General features: G+C 72.1%; 13 protein-coding genes. 7 read left to right on the forward strand and 6 right to left on the reverse strand.

Annotated features, from left to right (window positions below; translation table 11 throughout):
* The first annotated feature begins 115 nt into the window (after positions 1-115).
* Together ACFXBC_RS00755 and ACFXBC_RS00760 are read left to right on the forward strand one after the other, a co-directional pair.
* Entirely contained in the window at positions 116-1495 is a 1380-nt protein-coding gene (locus tag ACFXBC_RS00755; RefSeq protein WP_385016832.1) for a GH1 family beta-glucosidase, read from the forward strand.
* Positions 1492-2607 (forward strand): alpha-L-fucosidase, encoded by a 1116-nt coding sequence (locus ACFXBC_RS00760; protein ID WP_385016835.1) that lies wholly within the window; start codon positions 1492-1494, stop codon positions 2605-2607. Before ACFXBC_RS00755 ends, ACFXBC_RS00760 begins: the two co-directional genes overlap by 4 nt.
* On the opposite strand, the gene ACFXBC_RS00765 is transcribed toward ACFXBC_RS00760, so the two are convergent.
* Complete coding sequence (locus ACFXBC_RS00765) at positions 2588-3550, reverse strand: GNAT family N-acetyltransferase (protein WP_385016837.1); 963 nt, start codon at positions 3548-3550, stop codon at positions 2588-2590. The genes ACFXBC_RS00760 and ACFXBC_RS00765 overlap by 20 nt on opposite strands.
* Before the next feature lie 169 nt (positions 3551-3719).
* Here ACFXBC_RS00765 and ACFXBC_RS00770 point away from each other — a divergent pair, with 169 nt between their 5' ends.
* On the forward strand, positions 3720-4247 hold the full coding sequence (locus tag ACFXBC_RS00770; protein WP_385016840.1) for an FHA domain-containing protein: 528 nt from the start codon (positions 3720-3722) through the stop codon (positions 4245-4247).
* 39 nt (positions 4248-4286) lie between these two features.
* Here the strand turns inward: ACFXBC_RS00770 and treY are convergent, their stop codons facing one another.
* Both treY and glgX read right to left on the reverse strand, forming a co-directional pair.
* Positions 4287-6626 (reverse strand): malto-oligosyltrehalose synthase, encoded by a 2340-nt coding sequence (gene treY, locus ACFXBC_RS00775; RefSeq protein ID WP_385016843.1) that lies wholly within the window; start codon positions 6624-6626, stop codon positions 4287-4289.
* A gap of 48 nt (positions 6627-6674) precedes the next feature.
* Positions 6675-8939 (reverse strand): glycogen debranching protein GlgX, encoded by a 2265-nt coding sequence (gene glgX, locus ACFXBC_RS00780; RefSeq protein WP_385016846.1) that lies wholly within the window; start codon positions 8937-8939, stop codon positions 6675-6677.
* 218 nt (positions 8940-9157) lie between these two features.
* Here glgX and ACFXBC_RS00785 point away from each other — a divergent pair, with 218 nt between their 5' ends.
* Both ACFXBC_RS00785 and ACFXBC_RS00790 read left to right on the forward strand, forming a co-directional pair.
* Complete coding sequence (locus ACFXBC_RS00785; RefSeq protein ID WP_385016849.1) at positions 9158-10390, forward strand: SAV2148 family HEPN domain-containing protein; 1233 nt, start codon at positions 9158-9160, stop codon at positions 10388-10390.
* A 147-nt stretch (positions 10391-10537) separates the two neighbouring features.
* Positions 10538-11251: a 3'-5' exonuclease gene (locus ACFXBC_RS00790; protein ID WP_385016852.1), complete on the forward strand. Its 714-nt coding sequence runs from the start codon at positions 10538-10540 to the stop codon at positions 11249-11251.
* Between the two features lie 163 nt (positions 11252-11414).
* Here ACFXBC_RS00790 and ACFXBC_RS00795 read toward each other — a convergent pair whose 3' ends face one another.
* Positions 11415-12266 carry a phosphotransferase enzyme family protein gene (locus ACFXBC_RS00795; RefSeq protein WP_385016854.1) on the reverse strand — a complete coding sequence of 284 codons (852 nt, stop codon included), beginning with the start codon at positions 12264-12266 and terminating at the stop codon, positions 11415-11417.
* A 135-nt stretch (positions 12267-12401) separates the two neighbouring features.
* Between ACFXBC_RS00795 and mgt the strand changes: the two genes are divergently transcribed.
* Both mgt and ACFXBC_RS00805 read left to right on the forward strand, forming a co-directional pair.
* A complete protein-coding gene (gene mgt / locus ACFXBC_RS00800) occupies positions 12402-13622 on the forward strand; it encodes a macrolide-inactivating glycosyltransferase (protein ID WP_385016856.1) in 1221 nt (406 codons plus the stop codon).
* 86 nt (positions 13623-13708) lie between these two features.
* Entirely contained in the window at positions 13709-14257 is a 549-nt protein-coding gene (locus ACFXBC_RS00805) for a DUF1697 domain-containing protein (protein WP_385016858.1), read from the forward strand.
* Positions 14258-14281: 24 nt separating this feature from the next.
* Here the strand turns inward: ACFXBC_RS00805 and ACFXBC_RS00810 are convergent, their stop codons facing one another.
* Together ACFXBC_RS00810 and ACFXBC_RS00815 are read right to left on the reverse strand one after the other, a co-directional pair.
* Complete coding sequence (locus tag ACFXBC_RS00810) at positions 14282-15106, reverse strand: ABC transporter ATP-binding protein (protein ID WP_385016861.1); 825 nt, start codon at positions 15104-15106, stop codon at positions 14282-14284.
* A 557-nt stretch (positions 15107-15663) separates the two neighbouring features.
* On the reverse strand, positions 15664-16278 hold the full coding sequence (locus ACFXBC_RS00815) for a class F sortase (protein WP_385016863.1): 615 nt from the start codon (positions 16276-16278) through the stop codon (positions 15664-15666).
* Positions 16279-16313 lie beyond the last annotated feature (35 nt).

The following is a 16313-nucleotide window of genomic DNA, read 5'->3' on the forward strand; positions in this document are numbered from 1 at the left end:
GACGGTCGTCCGGCCGGGACGGGGTGTGGTCGGGACCGCCATCGGCCGGCAGGCTCTCATCTTGACAAGATCAGGGGCTGGAGCGAGCGCACTCGGGCCATTAGGGTCGCGATCCATGAGGATTCCGCCACTGCCCGCCTTCCCGCCCGGTTTCCTGTGGGGCGCGTCAGCATCCGCCTTCCAGACCGAGGGAGCGGCGGGCGCCGACGGCAAGGGCCCGTCCGGCTGGGACGTCTTCGCGGCCCGGCCCGGCCGGGTCAAGGACGGCACCGACGGCTCACGCGGCACCGGCTTCTACGACCGCTACCGCGAGGACGTGGAGCTGCTCGCCGGGCTCGGCGCCGGGGCCTTCCGCTTCTCGGTCAGCTGGCCGCGCGTCGTGCCGGACGGCTCGGGACCGCTCAACCCGGCGGGGCTCGACTTCTACGACCGGCTCGTCGACGAGCTGTGCTCCCGGGGCATCAGACCCGCGCCGACGCTCTACCACTGGGACACCCCGCTCGCCCTCGAACAGAACGGCGGCTGGCTCAACCGCGACACCGCCCACCGCTTCGCCGAGTACGCGGCCGTCGTCGCCGAGCGCCTCGCCGACCGGGTCCCGATGTGGATCACCATCAACGAACCGGCCGAGGTGACGCTCCTCGGCTACGCGCTGGGCGAGCACGCCCCCGGTAAGAAACTGCTCTTCGACGCGCTGCCCGCCGCCCACCACCAGCTGCTCGCACACGGTCTCGCCGTCGGGGCGCTGCGCGCGGCGGGAGCGTCCCACATCGGCATCGCCGTCTCGCACACCCCGGTCTGGACGGCGGGCGAGAGCGAGGAGGACCGCTTCGGGGCCGGGCTCTACGACACGCTCTCCAACTGGCTCTTCGCCGACCCGCTGCTCACCGGCGCCTACCCGGACGAGAACTTCGCGGCCCTGATGCCGGGACCGGTCGCCGAGGACCTGGAGACCATCTCGGCCCCGCTCGACTGGTACGGGGTCAACTACTACAACCCCACCCTCGTCGGCGCACCCGCCCCGCAGGCCCTCGACACCTTCGCCGGGTTCGGCATACCGCCCGAACTGCCTTTCGGTATCAGGGAGATCGAGGGATACGACCGCACCGACTTCGGCTGGCCGGTGGTCCCCGACGGACTGCGCTCCATGCTGATCCAGCTGGAGAGCCGCTACGGCGACCGGCTGCCGCCGCTCTACATCACCGAGAACGGCTGCAGCTACGACGGAGTGCACGACGCCCGCAGGATCGACTTCCTCGACGGCCATCTGCGCGCCCTGCACGCCGCCATGGCCGAGGGGGTCGACGTCCGCGGCTACTTCACCTGGTCGCTCACCGACAACTTCGAGTGGATCGAGGGGAACGCACAGCGGTTCGGCCTGGTGCACGTGGACTACGAGTCGATGCGCCGCACCCCGAAGGACTCCTACCGGTGGTACGCGGAGGTCATCCGCGGTTCGCAGGCCGGATGCACGGACGGACACCAGTCGCAATGACCAGTACTTCAGCCATGGTCGCTCCGTGGTGGCAACAGGCTCAACTGGGGATCTTCGTGCACTGGACCCCCGCGTCCGTGCCGGGGTGGGCACCGTCGTACGACCCGGCGGGGCGCGCGCACCTCGGCTGGACCTCGTACGGGGAGTGGTACGAGAACTCCCTCCGCTTCCCCGGCAGCCCGGTCTCCGCCCACCACCGGGAGACGTACGGCACCCGCCCGTACACGGCGTTCGGCGGCGACTTCGCGGACGCGCTGAGCGGCTGGGACCCGGCGGACTGGGCACGCCGCTTCCGCGCGGCCGGGGCCCGTTACGCGGTCCTCGTCACCAAGCACCACGACGGCTACTGCCTCTGGCCCTCCGGGGTCCGCAACCCGCACCAGCCCGGCTGGCACACCCCGCGCGACGTCGTCGGCGAGTTCGCCGACGCGGTCAGGGCCGAGGGGCTGCGGTTCGGCGTCTACTACTCGGGCGGCCTCGACTGGACGTTCCAGCCGCGCCCCATCGCGACCGCGGCCGACACGGTGGCCGCCGTCCCGCGCGGCGCCTACCCGGCGTACGCGGACGCCCAGCTGCGGGAGCTGATCAGGCGCTACCACCCGGACATCCTCTGGAACGACATCGCCTGGCCCGCGGGGCGCGCCGGAATCCGGCGCCTGGTCGAGTACTACCGCTTCACCGTCCCGCACGGTGTCGTCAACGACCGGCTCTACCCGTACACCCCGCTGTGGCGCACGCTGCGGCTGCCCGGTCTGCGGGCCGCGTACAACAGCTGGGACCGCCGCACGGTCGCCAGCGACGAGGGCTTCGTCCCCAAGAAGCCCCCGTACTACGACTTCAGGACACCGGAGTACTCCCGCTACACCGGCCCCGACCCCTTCGAGATCACCCGCGGCGTCGACCACAGCTTCGGCTACAACCGGAACTCGGGCGAGAACTCCTTCATCGGCCGCGAGGCGCTCGCCGCGCTGCTCGCGACGGTCCGGTCCGACGGCGGAAATCTGCTGCTCAACGTCGGTCCGCGCGGTGAGGACGCCACCATCCCGCCGGAGCAGCAGCGCCGGCTGGACTGGCTCGGCGAGGCCGCCGGCTTCAGTCCCACACCATGTTGACGGCCCGTTCGAAGTTCGCGTAACCCGCCCGCTCGAAGGCCCGCGCCATCGGGACGTTGCCGACATCCGTCGACGCACGGATCCGCTCCACACCCTCACCGGTGAGAATCCTCGTGCCCTCGGCGAGGATCCCGTCGATGTACCCGTGTCCCCGGTGGGCGGGCAGCACGCCGATGTACGCGATGATCGCGTGGTAGTTGTTGCGTGCGGGAATCACGAAGCCGACCGGCTCCCCGCCCGGCAGCTCGGCGACCCGCCACCAGCCGGCCGGGCTCCGGTAGCCCGTCAGCTCCTCGTCGTACTGCCGCTCGGACACCTCGCGCGGACTCAGCCCGGTCGCCACCGATGCCCGGGTGTGGGCGTCGAGCGAGCCCTCGGCGACCAGGGCCATCAGCGAGACGAGATCCTCCCGGTCGCGCACCGGCCGGAAGACCAGCCGGCCGTCCGGCGCCGGGGCCGCCGCCGCTCCCGGGGTCCACTCCAGCCGCAGCCGCTCGACCAGCAGCCGCGCCCCGGTCCGCTCCACAGCCCGCATCCGGGCCCCGACCACCTCGTGGGCGACCGGATCCGTGCGCCAGTCCGGCGGGATGAACCGGCCGTACTCGGGGCGCTCAGCGCCGGCCGGGAAGAGCCGCGCCATCGCCGTCTCCAGCAGCCGCACCCCGGTATCGACGCGCTCCGGTTCGGGCAGCGTGTCGTCCAGGTCGAAGAAGTCGAGCGTGTACGGGGCGGCGCCGGGCGCGGGGGCCCACCAGGCGGCCCGCGCCAGTACGCGGTCGCCGCGCAGCGCCACCCACATCCACTCGGGACGGCGCAGACCACGCGCCAGGTCGTCGGCCAGCTCGTGGTCGAGTGTGTACGGCAGTGTGCGGAAGAGGGCGAGCTCGTCCGGCCCGCTCAACGGGCGGACCACCAGCTCGTGTTCGTACGGCTTCGCGTGCAAAGAGGCTCCTGGGTAGGGGGGATGTCCGCAGACCGTAACAATCGGCGTCCTGCCTGGTCACATGGTTATCGGAAACCCAGGGGCGCCTGGACACCCGCACCGGATCCGGCCGACAATCAACCCCGTGACGTCCTCCTCAGACTCCCCGGCGCCCGCCCACGAGCCACCTATGGCTGTCCCTGCCCGGCTCTCCGACGCCGAGCGCGACCGGGTGCTCGGAGTGCTCAAGGAGGGCGCGGTCCAGGGGAGGCTGTCCCATGACACCTTCGTGCGCCGCACCGAACTGGCCCTCGCCGCCCGCAGGTCCGACGAACTGACCGCCCTCACCGCGGACCTGGAGAGCGGCCGGGGCTGGTCGCAGCGGCTGCTGGGCGCGGTCGGCCAGGTGTCGGCCTTCCCCGGACGGATGCGCAGGGCCTGGGCCGCCGAACGGCTGCCGAAACTGCGCCTGCCCGCCCCGGGCCCGTACCCGCTGCGGATAGGCCGCGACCCGGTCAACGGCCTGCGCCTGAACCACGAGACGGTGTCGCGCCTGCACGCCGAACTCGGCCTCCAGGCCGGCCTCTGGGTGCTGCGCGACCTGGGCTCGGCCAACGGTACGACGGTCAACGGACACCGGGTCACCGGCGCGGTCGTCGTACGCGACGGCGACGCGGTCGGATTCGGCCGCATCCACTTCCGGCTCTCATCGGAGTGACCGGCCACGCTCCCTCCGGCCGAGGGGCACCGGGCCCACTCACCCCGAGCCCGCCGGCGCGACCCGCTTGAGCAGTGCCACCGGCCGTACCGCGAACAGCTCGCCCAGGGCGACCCGCCCGGTGAACTCCCGCTCGGGCGCCAGCAGATCGAGCCACACCCCGGCGGGCAGCGGCAGCTCCGTGTCCCGCCAGCCACCCGCCTGTTCCAGCCGCAGGGAGAGCCGGGTCACCGCCGTGACCACCTCCCCCGAGCGGCAGAAGGCCAGACAGTGGCCGGCGGCGGGCCCCTCGGGTTCGAGCGGCCGGTACGTCCCGGACTCGCCGAACACCTCCGGGCAGTCCCGGCGCAGCAGCAGCGCCGTGGTGGTCAGCGCCAGCTTCTCGTCCGACGGGTCGACGGGCACCGGGGGTCTGCGGTTGTCCGGATCCACCAGTGCGATGTACGAGCCCTCGGTGCCCTGGTAGACGTCGGGCACCCCGGGCATCGTGAGATGGACCAGGGTGGCGCCGAGTGTGTTGGCCCGTACGTGCGGACCGAGCCCGCGGGCGAATTCGGCGACCGCCGACTGCGCGGGGCCCGCGGGACCCGCAGCGGTGAAGTCGTCGACCGCCTGCTCGTACCCGGCGTCCTGCTCGGTCCAGCTGGTGTGCAGCCCCGCCTCGCGCACCGACTTCAGCAGCGCGGGGCCGAGCCGCTCCTGGTCGGGCAGCCCGAAGCCGAACACGGTCTGCCAGGCCACCCAGGCCAGTTGCGGATCGGGCGCCGGAGTGGTCAGCCGCCCCAGCAGGTCCGCCCAGTGCTCCGGGCACTCGGTGAGGACCGCGATCCGCGCCCGGACATCGGCGCTGCGTTTGGTGTCGTGCGTGGTCAGCACCGTCCCGCCGGCCGGCCAGTCGCGGGCCGTCCGGGCGCAGAACGCGTGGAAGCGCGCCGGGCTCACCGCGGGCGCTCCCGGATCACCGCCCACCTCGCCCGCCGACACCAGCGGCGTGTAGCGGTAGAAGGCGGTGTCCTCGACCGACTTGGCGCGCAGCGCGGACGCGGTCTGCGCGAACCGGGCGCAGAACGCGGCCCGGTCGGGGCCGCCGCCCAGCCTGCCGAGCGCCAGATCCCGTACGACACCGACGACGGCCGACTCCTCCGCCACGGTGAAGGACGCGGCGGCCTGCCGTACCGTCTCCGGATCCAGCGTGGCCTCCGCGATGTCGGGCGTCGGCCCGCCCGCGGTCACATAGGGCCGGTAGACGGGCATCCGGACCAGCAGCTCGCGCAGCGCCGTCCGCAGCGCCCACGGCGCGTGGTCGCGCAGCGCCGGGTCGGCCGCGCAGATCCGCTCCGCCGTGCGGGCCAGATAGGTGGTCTCGGCCGCCAGCTCATGGGTGATGACCTTGTACGCGGCCCGGCGGACCGTCGACTCCCAGTGCCCGCCCCGGTCGCCGGCGGGCCCGGCGTACTCCCGGTAGTGGCGGACCAGCTCGGCGGCGCCCGCCGGATCGGTGAACAGGCCGTCGATCCGGTGCAGGGCGTCGTACCCGGTGGTCCCGGCGACCGCCCAGTCGGCGGGCAGCCGCTCGTCGCCGGTGAGGATCTTCTCCACCACGGTCCAGCGGCCGCCCGTCGCCTCACCGAGCCGCCGCAGATAGGCGCCGGGGTCGGCCAGTCCGTCCGGGTGGTCGACGCGCAGCCCCTCGATCACGCCGTCGTCCATCAGCTCCAGGATCTTGGCATGGGTCGCGTCGAAGACGGCCGGGTCCTCGACGCGTACCCCGATCAGGTCGGAGATGGTGAAGAAGCGGCGGTAGTTGAGCTCGGTACGGGCCAGCCGCCACCAGCCGAGGCGGTACCACTGGGCGTCGAGCAGCTCGGGCAGCGGCAGCCGCGCCGTGCCCTCGCGCAGCGGAAAGGCGTGGTCGTAGTAGCGCAGCACGTCCCCGTCGACCCGCAGCCGCTCCAGCTCGTCGCCGAGCCGGTGGCCGAGGACGGGCAGCAGCACCTTGCCGCCGCCCGACTCCCAGTCGATGTCGAACCAGCGCGCGTACGGCGAGACCGGGCCCTCGCGCAGCACCTCCCAGAGCGGCCGGTTGAACCGCGGGGCCGCCGCCATATGGTTCGGCACGATGTCCACGACGAGACCGAGCCCATGGGTGCGCGCGGTGTGCGCCAGCGCGCGCAGCCCGGCCTCGCCGCCCAGCTCGTCGCGGATCCGGGTGTGGTCCACGACGTCGTAACCGTGGGTGGAGCCGGGCACGGCGTCGAGGACCGGGGACAGATGGAGGTGCGAGACACCGAGGGCGGCCAGCCGGGGCACCGCTGCCTCGGCGGCCGGGAACGGGAACTGCGGCTGGATCTGAAGCCGGTACGTCGCGGTGGGCGTCATGGGAACCTACGTACCCCGTTTCGGCGGTCCCCTGTCACCCCCGGCGTGTCAGGCCGGCCGTTTCAGTACGGTCAGGCTCCGCCCGATCAGCGCGAGCCGGTCGCCCGCGTCCACCTTGGGGCCGGGGCCCGGAGGCACTCCGTCCTCATGGGCGGTGTCCACGACGACCTCCCACTGTCTGCCGTGGTTGACCGGCACCAGAAACTCGATCTCCTCCGCGCCCGCGTTGAACATCAGCAGGAACGAGTCGTCGGCGATGTGCTCACCGCGGGTCCCCGGCTCCGAGATGGCGTTCCCGTTCAGGAAGACCGTCAGCGCCTTGGCGTGCGCCGCCTGCCAGTCGCGCTGGACCATCTCCTCGCCCTCCGGGGTGAACCAGGCGATGTCGGAGAGGTCGTCGTGGGTGCCCTCCACCGGGCGGCCGTGGAAGAAGCGCCGCCGCCGGAAGACGGGATGCTCGCGCCGGAGCGCCACCATCGCCCGGGTGAAGGCCAGCAGGGTGCTGTTCGCGCCCCGGCCGCCGGAGGCGCTCCTTCCGGAGCGGTCCGTGCCGGTGCTCTCCGTGCTGTCAGTGCTGTCCTGGCCCTCCGCGCCCTCCGCGCTCTCCGTGCCGTCCTGGCCGGAGCCGCCTCCTGGGACCTCCTGGTCCGCCGCCGGTCCCCCGGGGCCGGGCCAGTGCACCCAGGCCAGCTCGCTGTCCTGGCAGTACGCGTTGTTGTTGCCGTGCTGGGTGCGGCCGAACTCGTCGCCGTGGCTCAGCATCGGCACCCCCTGCGAGAGCAGCAGTGTGGCCATGAAGTTCCGCATCTGGCGGCCCCTCAGTTCCAGTACACCGGGGTCGTCGGTCTCGCCCTCGGCGCCGCAGTTCCACGACCGGTTGTGGCTCTCGCCGTCCCGGTTGTTCTCGCCGTTCGCCTCGTTGTGCTTGTCGTTGTACGCCACCAGGTCGTGCAGCGTGAACCCGTCGTGGCAGGTGGTGAAGTTGATCGAGGCCAGCGGGCGCCGCCCGTCGTCCTGGTACAGGTCCGACGAGCCGGTCAGCCGCCCGGCGAACTCCGCGAGCGTCCGGGGCTCGCCCCGCCACAGGTCCCGCACGGTGTCGCGGTACTTGCCGTTCCACTCGGTCCACAGCGGCGGGAAGTTCCCCACCTGGTAGCCGCCCTCGCCCACGTCCCACGGTTCGGCGATCAGCTTCACCTGGGAGACCACCGGGTCCTGCTGGACCAGATCGAAGAAGGACGACAGCCGGTCCACCTCGTGGAACTGACGGGCCAGGGTCGCCGCCAGGTCGAAGCGGAAACCGTCGATGTGCATCTCGGTGACCCAGTAGCGCAGCGAGTCCATGATCAGCTGGAGCACGTGCGGAGAGCGCATCAGCAGGCTGTTGCCGGTGCCCGTGGTGTCCATGTAGTAGCGCGGATCGTCCGTCAGACGGTAGTAGGAGGCGTTGTCCAGGCCGCGGAAGGAGAGCGTCGGACCCAGGTGGTTGCCCTCGGCGGTGTGGTTGTAGACCACGTCGAGGATCACCTCGATCCCGGCCTCGTGCAGCGCTCGTACCGCCTGCTTGAATTCGAGCACCTGTTCGCCGCGGTCGCCCCAGGAGGCGTACGCGTTGTGCGGGGCGAAGAACCCGATGGTGTTGTAGCCCCAGTAGTTCGAGAGCCCGCTGTCCGCCAGACGGTGGTCGTTGACGAACTGGTGAATGGGCATCAGCTCCAGCGCGGTGACCCCGAGACCCGTCAGATGTTCGATGACCGCCGGATGCGCCAGCGCCGCGTACGTCCCGCGCATCTCGTCGGGGAGCGCCGGATGGAGCATGGTCAGGCCCTTCACATGGGCCTCGTAGAGCACGGTCTCGTGGTACGGAGTCCGCGGCAGCCGGTCGTCGCCCCAGTCGAAGTAGGGGTTGACCACCACCGATGCCATGGTGTGCGGGGCGGAGTCCAGGTCATTGCGCGAGTTCGGCCGGCCGAAGTGGTAGCCGTACACCGACTCGTCCCACTTGACCTCGCCGCTCACCGCCTTGGCGTACGGATCGAGGAGCAGCTTCGCCGAGTTGCACCGCTGCCCGCTCTCGGGCGCGTACGGGCCGTGCACCCGGAATCCGTACCGCTGGCCCGGCATGATGCCGGGCAGATAGGCATGGCGGACGAAGGCGTCCGTCTCTCTCAGCTCCACCGCCGTCTCTGAGCCGTCGTCGTGCAGCAGGCACAACTCGATTCGGTCGGCGGCCTCCGAAAAGACCGCGAAATTGGTCCCGGCGCCGTCGTACGTGGCGCCGAGCGGGTATGTCTGTCCCGGCCAGACCTGCATGGGCACGACTCTTCCACATCAGGCGCCGACTCACCCGTGTCCGCGCGTCCTCGCCACGAACCACTATGAATCCCCTCACTCGGCCCCGTCCGGTCACGGGGAACGGTCACCACGAATACGGGAGTTGGGAAAGGAGCCTGCGCATCGGGCTGCACCGGATCCCGCGCGCGGAGTACCCTTCCTTGATCGTTGCAGGGGGAGTGAAAGGCGGTACGCGGGTGGGCTCGGGAGGGCTGGAGCTGCCCCCAGGTGACCCGGGTCACGACGGGGGCTCCACAGGTGTCCCACCCGGGGCGGTCTCCCTGGCGCGGCCCATGGAGATCGGGGCGGAACTCGACTGGGACGCCGGCGCCTGGAACGAGGTGCGGACCCGCGCCCAGCGGGCCGGGCGTGCCTACATCTGGCTGAACCTGGTCGAGCAGCGGCTCCGCGCGGTGGTGGCCGCGGTGCTGCGTCCCATCTACGAACCGGTGCACGCCGACGACTGGGTGGTCGCGGCGGCGGGCCCGGCGGGCCAGGAGTGGGTGCAGCGCGCCGTCGCGGTACGGGAGGTCTCGCGCCGCAAGGGCTATCTGCTCGATCCGGCCGACGACAACGTCCTCAGCTTCCTCACCCTGCCTCAGCTGCGGGAACTGATGGTCCAGCACTGGCCGTGCTTCGAGCCGTACTACGACGACCGGCGCGATGTGGAACTGGCCCTGGACGAGCTGGAGGTCACCCGCAACGTGGTCTCCCGCAACCGGGCGCTCTCCGAGGCGGTGCTGGCCCAGGCCGAACGGGCCTCGTCGCGGCTGCTGGACATTCTGGGCGGCGGGTCGGGCGCGCCGTCCGCCGAACGCCTCCCGGTGGACGCGGTCGAGGACCTGGTGGGGGACCGGTACGCGGATGTCATCGGGGTCCACCCGGACCGCGTACGGCTCCAGCGGCAGATCCCCGCCGAGGACCTGTTCGGCGGGGCGCGCAGGCTCGACGCGATCGGGATAGGACTGAACCTCCTGGTCCAGAACTTCTCGGGCCGCCGGCTGGTCCGGCTGGCCGAGTCGGGGTGCCGGGTCCGGCTGCTCTTCCTCAACCCGGCCAGCAGCGCGGTCAAACGGCGCGAGCGGGAGCTGGGGCTGAAGAAGGGTGAGCTGAGCCGCGCGGTGGAGACGAACATCCTGCACATGCGCCGGGTGCGGTCCAGGCTCCGGGACCCCGGTGCCTTCGAGATCCATGTGTTCGACGAGACGCCGCGCTTCATGGCCTGTCTGGTCGACGGCGACGGCGCGGACGGTCTCGCGGTCGTCCAGTCGTATCTGCGCAGGGCGCGTGGGATGGAGGCGCCGGTCCTGGTACTCAGGGGCGGCGGACGCGCGGTGGTCAGGCAGGGGCAGGACGCGGAGCACGGCCTCTTCGAGACGTACCGGGACGAGTTCGAGTCCGTGTGGGGCGATTCGCGGCCGGTGTCCTGATCCGCCGCCCGGCTGCCGTGGGTGCCGCCGCTCCCGACCGTTCCGGTGGACGGGGCTGACCTGGCGGACCGGGTGGCCGGTCCCGCTGTCAGTGGCGCATGCGAGGGTGGTGACCACTTGGGGGACGTACCACGAAGGAGGGCCGCCATGAGCTGGCACCGGGGACCGCTGGTCGGCTTCGACCTGGAGACGACCGGCACCGATGTCGAGACGGACCGCATCGTCACGGCGGCCGTCGTGCGGCTGGGCGCGGACGGGGGCGTCCAGGAGCAGCGCACGTGGCTGATCGACCCGGGTGTGGTGATACCCGCGCAGGCCGCGGCGATTCACGGCATCTCGACGGACCATGCCCGGACCCACGGGGCGCCGGCGGCCTCCGCCGTGGAGGAGATCGCCCGTACCGTTGCCGCGGTGCTGCGTTCGGGGGTGCCGCTGGTGGTGATGAACGCGCGGTACGACCTGTCGCTGCTCGACCGTGAGTGCCGGCGCCATGGGGTGGCATCGGTCAGCGAGCGGCTCGGCGCGGCGCCTTCGCCCGTCATCGACCCGCTGGTGATCGACAAGCACGTCGACAAGTACCGCAAGGGCAAGCGCGCCCTCCACGCGCTGTGCGCCTACTACGGGGTGGAGCTGGACGACGCGCACGACGCGAGCGCGGACGCGGTGGCCGCCGCCCGGGTGGTGCGCCGCATGGGGGAGACGCACCAGCCGGTCGGGGCGATGCCACTAGCGGATCTGCATGGCCTTCAGATACGGGCGGCGGCCGAGCAGTCGGCCTCGCTGCAGGCCTACCTCCGGCGCACGGCCGACCCGGCGGCGGTCGTCGAGCCGGCCTGGCCGGTCATCCCCAGGAGCCGGTGACCCGCTCGCCACCCCTGTTGCCGGGCCGGCTCCGGGGCGCGCGGACGGAACTGAGGCTGCCGCTCGGGCCCTGGAGCGGATCCGGGGAGCCACTCGGGCCCTGGACGGATCCGTGGGGAGCCACTTGGGTCCGCGAGCGGATCCGTGCGGAGCCGCTTGCGACTCAGAACGGATACCAGCGGACCCCGGGGTCGTTCTCGCGCAGTGACGCCACCCTGCGGCGGAACTCTTCGAGGGCGCGGGGGTTGGCCGGGGCGTGCTGGGACACCCAGGCGCAGCTTGCCGTCTCGCGGGCGCCGCGCAGGACCGCGCAGCCCTCCCACTCGCGGACGTCCCAGCCGTAGGCGGTGACGAAGGAGTCGTACGCCTGCGGGGGCAGCCCGTAGCGGTCCCGGGAGAGGGCCATGACCACCAGGTCGTGTTCCCGCAGGTCGGACGAGAACGTCTCCAGGTCGACCAGGACCGGTCCGTCCGGGGTGACATGGACGTTGCGCGGCAGCGCGTCGCCGTGGATCGGACCCGGGGGCAGACGGGGTGTCAGTGCGGCGGCGGCCGATGCGAAGCCGTCACGGCGCTCGCGGAGGTAGTCCGCGTCCGCGGGGTCGATGGCGTCCCCCGCGAGCCGCAGCCACCGTTCGACCCCGCCCAGGAGTTCGCGCGGGGGGAGTGTGAAGGCGGGGGCGGGCAGCGCGTGGACGGAGCGCAGCAGCTCCGCGAGGTCCGCGGGTGCGGCCGGGCGGACCGCCTCCGGGAGCCGGTGCCAGAGTGTGACCGGATGCCCGCCGACCAGCCGGGGCGACGGCTCGGCCGCGCGCACCGCCGGGACATCCGCGTCGGCGAGCCACCCCGCCACGGCCAGTTCGCGCTCCGCCCGCTCCAGCAGCTCCGGGGCCCGGCCCACCTTGACGACGAGTCCGCTGTCCGCGAAGACCGCGTTCTCGCCCAGCGCCAGCAGCTCCGCGTCCTGGGCCAGACCTGCCGTCCGCAGGATGTCCCGCGCCGTTGACTCGTCCATGTGCTGTCTCCCGCTCTCGTTCGGCACGGCCAAGTTTCGCATCCGCGCAGGAGGAGCCCGGCATCCCCGGGGGCGGGCTCCACGGGCCGCCGAAATAAGTTGCACGAGACGTCTCGTCTCGCCTACCGTCGTGGCATGAACTCACCGAAGCGTGCCCATATCGCCATGTTCTCCATCGCCGCCGCCGGGCACGTGAACCCGAGTCTGGAAGTGATCAGGGAACTCGTCGCCCGCGGCCACCGCGTCACCTACGCGATCCCGGCGTCCTTCGCCGAAAAGGTGGCGGAGACCGGTGCCGAGCCCGTCGTCTACACCTCGACCCTGCCCACCGACGACGACCCAGCGGCCTGGGGCACCGAGTTGATCGACAACATCGAGCCGTTCCTCCGCGACGCCATCGCCGTGCTGCCTCAGCTGATCGAGGCCCACGAGGGGCCGGACGGGGTGGGCGTGCCCGATCTGATCCTGCACGACATCACCGCGTACCCGGCGATCGTGCTCTCCCGCCGCTGGGGCGTCCCCGACATCTCGCTCTCCCCGAACCTGGTGGCCTGGGAGGGGGCGGATGAGGAGGTCGGCGAGCCGAGGAGGGCACAGCTGATGGCGACCGAGCGGGGCCGGGCCTACTACGCGCGCTTCCGCGCCTGGCTCGATGAGAACGGGATCGGCCAGGACCCCGACCCGTTCGTCGGACGTCCCCGCCGCAGCATCGTCCTCATCCCGCGCGCGATGCAGCCCTACGGCGACCGGGTGGACGACACCAGATACACCTTCGTCGGTGCCTGCCAGGGCGACCGCAGGGACCAGGGGGAGTGGCAGCGGCCGACGGACGCCGGGAAGGTGCTGCTCGTCTCGCTCGGCTCGACCTTCACCAAGCAGCCGGGCTTCTACCGCGAGTGCATCGCGGCCTTCGGGGACCTGCCCGGCTGGCATGTGGTGCTGCAGATCGGCAAGCACGTCGACGTGTCCGAACTGGGCCAGGTTCCGGCCAACTTCGAGGTGGCGCGCTGGGTCCCGCAGCTCGCCGTGCTCCGGCAGGCCGACGCCTTCCTCACCCATGCCGGAGCGGGCGGCAGCCAGGAGGGGCTGGCCACGGCGACACCGATGGTCGCCGTCCCGCAGGCCGTCGACCAGTTCTCCAACGCGGACATGCTCCAGTCGCTGGGCGTCGCCCGGCATCTCCCGATGGCGGACGTCACCGCGGCGACGCTGCGTGAAGCGGTGCTCGATGTGGCCGGTGATCCGGAGGTCGCCGGGCGGCTGGCGCGTATCGGCGCCGCGATGGCGGAGGAGGGCGGCACCCGCCGTGCGGCCGACCTCATCGAGGCGGAACTGCCCGCGCCGCCCGCCCGGTAGGCGGCCCGGCGGGAACGAAGCCATGACCGGGCGGCCGCCCGCCGGAAGGCGGCCCCCGGGGGAATCGCGCCGTCTATGTTCGTCCCATGACGACCAGATACGCGGTACTGCTGCGCGGCATCAATGTGGGCGGCAACAGGAAGGTCCCCATGGCGGACCTCAGGGAGTTGCTCACCGGGCTCGGCCACGGGGATGTCCGTACGTACCTCAACAGCGGGAACGCCGTCTTCAGCAGCGAGGCGTCAGGCGAGGACGAGTTGGCGGCCGGGGTGGAACGGGCCATCGCGGACCGTTTCGGCTTCACGGTGGACTGTCTCGTCCGCGACCACGCCTATCTGCGGGCCGTGGCCGACGGCTGTCCCTTCCCGGCGGCCGGGCTCCAGGGCAAGCAGCTGCACGCCACCTACTTCTCCGGCCCCGTCGGGCCCGAGCGGTTCACCGGCATCGACCGACAGGCGTACCTGCCGGAGGAGTTCGGGCTCGGCGACCGGGTGCTCTATCTGTACGCCCCGGAGGGTCTCGGCCGCTCCAAGCTCGCGGAGGCCCTGAACAGGCCCGCCGCGAACAAGGGGGTCACCGGTACCTCCCGCAACTGGAACACCGTGCTCAAGCTGGTGGAGATGACCGGCGGCTGAGACGGGCCCGCTGTGATTTCGCCGTCAGTGCCGTGCGGCCCGTTCGGAACGGGCCGCCCAGCGGCCGTCCGTGCGGGTGATCCGCACCGGGTGGTCGAAGCACTTGCTGACCTGGTCGGTGGTGAGCACCTCGTCGGCCGGCCCCGAGCCCAGGCACGCGCCGTCGCGCAGCAGCATCGCGTGCGTCGTGGACGCGGGAAGCTCCTCCAGATGGTGGGTGACCAGGATCGTCGCCAGCTCCGGGTGCTCGGCGCGCAGCTCGTCCAGGCTGGTCAGCAGCTGCTCGCGGGCGGCCAGGTCCAGTCCGGTGGCCGGTTCGTCGAGCAGGACGAGACGGGGGCTCGGCATCAGCGCGCGGGCGATCAGGGTCCGGCCCCGCTCGCCCTGCGACAGGGTCGGCCACCGGGAGTCCGCCTTGTCGCCGCCCATGCCGAGCATGGTCAGCAGCCGGTCGGCCCGCTTGAGCTGCTCATCGGTCGGCGACCAGCGCGGCACGGGCTCGATGGAGTTGGTGAGACCGGTCAGGACGACGTCACGGACCCGAAGCGGTGAGTGCAGCGGATGGCGCGGGTTGATGTGCCCCAGGTGAGAGCGGAGTTCCCGCAGGTCCACCCGGCCGAGCGTCCGGCCGAGGATCTCCACCTTCCCCCGGGTCGGGTGCGTCACGGCGCCCAGCAGCCCGAGCAGGGTCGACTTGCCGGCGCCGTTGGCACCGAGCAGAGCCCAGTGCTCCCCGCTGTGCACGGTCAGGGAGACCGAGTCGAGCAGCAGGTTCCCGTCCCGTACGAAATCGACGTCGTCCGCACGGATCACGACGGTGCTCACAGGTCGTTCAGCTCCTTCATCCATCTCTTGCTCGGTCGGGCGCGGCCCCTCCAGGGGCGAGAACCGGTGGGCCTCGCGGGCCGGCGTGCCGGGGCAGCGGGAACCGGGGCAGAGGGGCGAGGCCGTGCGTCCCGCACACCGCCCGGACATCCGCCGACGCGCGGTCGGGGAGTCGGCAGTGGCTCTGCACCGAGGCGATCCCGGTCAGGGAGGGCGCCTGTTCAGGCCGGCTGGTCGGCGGTAATCGTGTCCGGGCCGACACACCGGATCCTACCCTCCTGCCACGGCGAGCCGACCTGCCCGGCTGCCGGGCCGCCGACGGTCCAGGGGGGCCGATGGCGCCGTGCGGAGCGGGCATGCGGAAGGCCCCCCGGCCATCCGTGAGCGGCTGAGGGGCCCGGACGTCGCAAGGGCGGCCGTCATGTCTTTCCGGTCACGTCTCCCCGGTCGCGCCTCCCGGAGGTACATCCCGACCGCGCCTTCCCGACCGCGCCTCCCGGACGTACATCCCGACCGTGCCTCCCGGACGTACATCCCGACCGCGCCTTCCCGACCGCGCCTTCCCGGCCCCGCCTCCCCGGTCAGGCCCTTCCGGCGTGCGGGGGCCTGACGTTCTCAAGATGGGCGAACACGACCACGTTTGCCCCGTAGCCGCTCTTCTTGTCGAAGGTGCCGCCGCAGGTCAGCAGCCGCAGTTCGGGCCGGCCGGTGTTGCCGTAGACCTTGGCGTCGGGGAAGTCCTTCTTCTTGTACGTCTTCACCGAGTCGACGGTGAAGACCGCCGTGCGGTGGTCGGCGCGTGTGACGTCGACGAGATCACCGGGGTGCAGAGCGTTCAGGTTCAGGAAGATGGCGGCTCCGGTGCGGGTGTCCCGGTGCCCGACGATCACCGATGTGCCGGTCGCCCCGGGGGCCGGACCGCCCTGGTACCAGCCGACCTCGTGGGGTCTGCTCATCGGTGGTGTGTTCAGCCGGCCCTGCCGGTCGAGTTTCAGCCGGATGACCGGCGCTTCGATGACCAGGGAGGGAATGGCCAGCTTCGTCGGCGCCGCGGGCGGCAGGGGCGCGTGTGCCGCGGCAGCGGGCGGACCGGGGTGCGGTGCGGTCGCCGCGCTGGTGACCGGCGGTGCGTCGGGCGAATCGCTGCACGCCCAGACGACACCGGTCACCAGCGAGAACGTCACGCTCGCCGTCATGGAGAGACGGCAGGCGCGGCTTGGTCCCCGGCGGC

Origin of the sequence: Streptomyces sp. NPDC059398 (assembly GCF_042751845.1) — a bacterium.
GTDB lineage: Bacteria > Actinomycetota > Actinomycetes > Streptomycetales > Streptomycetaceae > Streptomyces.

Bases quoted from the DNA above. Each gene is read 5' to 3' on its own strand.
- ACFXBC_RS00810 (WP_385016861.1), bottom strand. From the start codon at position 15,106: ATGGATGAAGGAGCTGAACGACCTGTGAGCACCGTCGTGATCCGTGCG.
- treY (WP_385016843.1), bottom strand. From the start codon at position 6,626: ATGACGCCCACCGCGACGTACCGGCTTCAGATCCAGCCGCAGTTCCCG.
- ACFXBC_RS00795 (WP_385016854.1), bottom strand. From the start codon at position 12,266: ATGGACGAGTCAACGGCGCGGGACATCCTGCGGACGGCAGGTCTGGCC.
- ACFXBC_RS00755 (WP_385016832.1), top strand. From the start codon at position 116: ATGAGGATTCCGCCACTGCCCGCCTTCCCGCCCGGTTTCCTGTGGGGC.
- ACFXBC_RS00760 (WP_385016835.1), top strand. From the start codon at position 1,492: ATGACCAGTACTTCAGCCATGGTCGCTCCGTGGTGGCAACAGGCTCAA.
- glgX (WP_385016846.1), bottom strand. From the start codon at position 8,939: ATGCAGGTCTGGCCGGGACAGACATACCCGCTCGGCGCCACGTACGAC.
- mgt (WP_385016856.1), top strand. From the start codon at position 12,402: ATGAACTCACCGAAGCGTGCCCATATCGCCATGTTCTCCATCGCCGCC.
- ACFXBC_RS00790 (WP_385016852.1), top strand. From the start codon at position 10,538: ATGAGCTGGCACCGGGGACCGCTGGTCGGCTTCGACCTGGAGACGACC.
- ACFXBC_RS00815 (WP_385016863.1), bottom strand. From the start codon at position 16,278: ATGACGGCGAGCGTGACGTTCTCGCTGGTGACCGGTGTCGTCTGGGCG.
- ACFXBC_RS00770 (WP_385016840.1), top strand. From the start codon at position 3,720: ATGGCTGTCCCTGCCCGGCTCTCCGACGCCGAGCGCGACCGGGTGCTC.
- ACFXBC_RS00805 (WP_385016858.1), top strand. From the start codon at position 13,709: ATGACGACCAGATACGCGGTACTGCTGCGCGGCATCAATGTGGGCGGC.